A 2,643-nucleotide genomic window follows, 5' to 3' on the forward strand; every position below is an offset into this window, starting at 1 on the left:
GCCCGTCCAGGTCCAGCCGGGCGTGCCGGGCGGCCGCCGCGAACAGCAGCAGCGCCTCGCCGAAGGCGTCCAGCTGGAACTGCCGGGCCACCCGGTTGCCGACCCGGTCGTGCCCGCCCGGGTAGCCCGGCAGGTCGACCGGCCGCAGCTCGGGCACCGGTCCGCCGGTCACGGTGTACGCGGGGGACAGACGCGGGCCGTCCTCCAGGACCCGGGCGGTGGTGAACCGCACCGCCTGGTCCAGCAGGGGGTACGGCCCGAAGGCGGCGACCGCCTGGCCGGCCAGGCACTGGTCACGGATCCACACGTAGCGGTAGTCGTAGTTGCGGCCCGTCTCGGCACGCTCGGGCAGGCTGGTGGTCGCGGCGGCCACCATCCCCCCGGTACGGGGCGAGGTCAGGCCGAGCAGCACCGCGTAGGAGAACCGCGCCTCGCGCGCGTCCGCGGTGCCGTCGAGCGGCGGCACCGCCTCCCGCCAGGCCCGTTCGGTGGCCCGCCAGCGGTCCGCGATCCGCGGCGGCGGGCCGTCGAGCCGCCGGTCGGAGACCTCCAGGGCGAGATCCAGGGTCTCGCCCGGACCGAGCACCACCTCGGCGCGCAGGGTGTCGCCCACCGGACGCGCCCGCTCCGCGCCCGGCCCCGACCAGCGAAGCCGCAGCCGCCCGGCCCTGATCCGCCAGCCGCCGTCCTCGGTCCGGCGCGGCCGGTGGGAGCCCGTGGCGGCGAAGCCGGAGCCCGCCGCCAGCAGCAGCCGCAGCCGGGCCGGGGCGTACTGGACGGTGACCCGGCGCAACAGCACCGCCCGGTGCGGCTCGGCGGGCAGCGCCAGCGCCTCCCGGCACTCGACCGCGCCGTCCTCGGTGACCCAGCGGCTGCGCCGGATCAGCGAACCGTCCTCGTAGTAGCCGCCGGGGACGAAGCGGCCGACGGGGGTCACGGCGTGGACGCCGGTGCCGCCGATGAGTCCCGCGAAGACCGGGTCGCTGTCCCAGCGCGGGGCGCACAGCCAGGCGACCTCGCCGTCCGGGCCGATCAGCGCCCCGCGCTCGCCGTCGGCGAGCAGCGCGTAGTCGCCCAGCACACGGGGCGGATAGCCGGTCACGGCGGGCTCCGGACCGCTCACCCCAGGTGCGGCAGGATCCGCTCGCGGTAGAACTCGAAGAAGCCCTCCTGCTCGTCGCCGATCTGGCCGACGTACACCTCGTCGAAGCCCGCCCGCTGGTAACCGCGCAGCCGTTCGAGGTGCTCGGCGGGGTCGTCGCCGCAGGTCACGGCCTGTTCGATCAGCTCCTCGGTGACCAGCTCGGTGGCCTGCTCGAAGTGCGCCGGGGTGGGCAGGACCTGCGCCAGCTCGCCGGGCAGCAGCTCGCTGGGCCACAGCCGGTGGGCGGTCTTCACGGCCCGCGCCCGGTCGGTGGACCAGCACACCTTCACCCCGCCGAGCACCGGCCCGCGGCCCCCGGCGGCGCGGTACCGGCCGATCAGATCGGTGTCCGGGCTCATGGTGACCAGCCCGTCGGCGAAGCCCGCCGCCCGCTCGGCCGCCTTCGCGCCGAACGCCGACACGTAGACCGGCGGCCGGCCCGCCTCCGGGGCCGTGTAGAGCCGGGCGTTCTCGACGGTGTAGTGCGCGCCCCGGTGCGACACCTGCGTGCCGGTGAACAGCTCGCGCATCACCGCGACCGCCTCCTCCAGCATCTCGGCCCGCTGCTCGAACGGCGGCCAGCGGTCGCCGAGCACGTGCTCGTTGAGCGCCTCGCCGGTGCCCACCCCGAGCCGCAGCCCACCGGACAGCTGGACGTCGGCGGTCGCCGCCGCCTGGGCGGTCACCGCCGGATGCAGCCGGACGGTGGGGCAGGTGACCAGCGTGGTCACCGGCAGCGCGGACACCTGGGACAGCGCCCCGATCACACCCCAGACGAAGGGGCTGTTGCCCTGCTCGTCGTTCCACGGGTGGTAGTGGTCGGAGATCGCCAGCCGGGTGAACCCGGCCCGCTCCGCCCACCGCGCCTGGTCGACGAGCTGCGCGGGGGTGAACTCCTCACAGGACAGGAAATAGCCGAACGCGGTCACGGCGGCCTCCGTTCGTCGGTCGGAAGGTGGGCCACCGACACGGCTAACCGCCCCCGCCGGACCCAAACCCCGCCGCTACTCCACCCCGGTGACCTCGGCGACCTCCGGGGCCTCGGGGAAGGAGTGGTGCTCGTGCGCGACCACCCAGCGGCCGTCCTGCCGGCGCAGCCCGAGGGTGAGCCGCAGCCGCCGCGCCGGGCGGTCGGCGAGATCCTGCGGCGTCCCGCAGCGCAGCAGCGCGCACGCGAAGGCGACGTCGGAGCCGGCCGTGACGTCCAGCCGCTCGATCGCGAACACGGCGCCGCGCGCCTGCCACTCGAAGAACGGCGGCCAGACCGCGCGGTAGGCGTCGATGCCCCGGACGCCCTCGTAGGGCGGCGGCACGTCGAACATGACGATGTCCGCCGCGTGGTCCGCGAGCACGGCCACCAGGTCCCCCCGGTGGACCGCCGCCGCCCACGCCTCGATCAGGGCCCGGATCTGTTCCTCGTCGCTCGTCATGCCCAGGATGCTGCGCCCGCTCCGCCGCGCCCGCAACGCGGGGCGGACGCACACGGCGCCGGCCCGGGA

General features: G+C 76.0%; 3 protein-coding genes. All 3 read right to left on the bottom strand.

Translation table 11 applies throughout. The features are described 5' to 3' along the window. A partial coding sequence (locus ABD308_RS15025; RefSeq protein WP_344333768.1) for a glycoside hydrolase family 15 protein occupies positions 1-1,102 on the bottom strand: 1,102 nt, incomplete at its 3' end. A 17-nt stretch (positions 1,103-1,119) separates the two neighbouring features. Then, positions 1,120-2,073, bottom strand: coding sequence for a TIGR03557 family F420-dependent LLM class oxidoreductase (locus tag ABD308_RS15030; RefSeq protein ID WP_344333770.1), 954 nt, complete (start codon positions 2,071-2,073; stop codon positions 1,120-1,122). 75 nt (positions 2,074-2,148) lie between these two features. Next, the gene (locus tag ABD308_RS15035) at positions 2,149-2,574 is read right to left on the bottom strand and encodes a YybH family protein (protein WP_344333777.1); all 426 of its coding nucleotides are present in this window, start codon (positions 2,572-2,574) and stop codon (positions 2,149-2,151) included. Positions 2,575-2,643: the final 69 nt, after the last annotated feature.

The sequence above is a fragment of the Kitasatospora putterlickiae genome (genome assembly GCF_039527695.1).
Lineage (GTDB): Bacteria > Actinomycetota > Actinomycetes > Streptomycetales > Streptomycetaceae > Kitasatospora > Kitasatospora putterlickiae.

Excerpts from the sequence above, each read along its gene's own strand:
- ABD308_RS15035 (WP_344333777.1), bottom strand. The coding sequence starts at position 2,574 with ATGACGAGCGACGAGGAACAGATCCGGGCCCTGATCGAGGCGTGGGCG.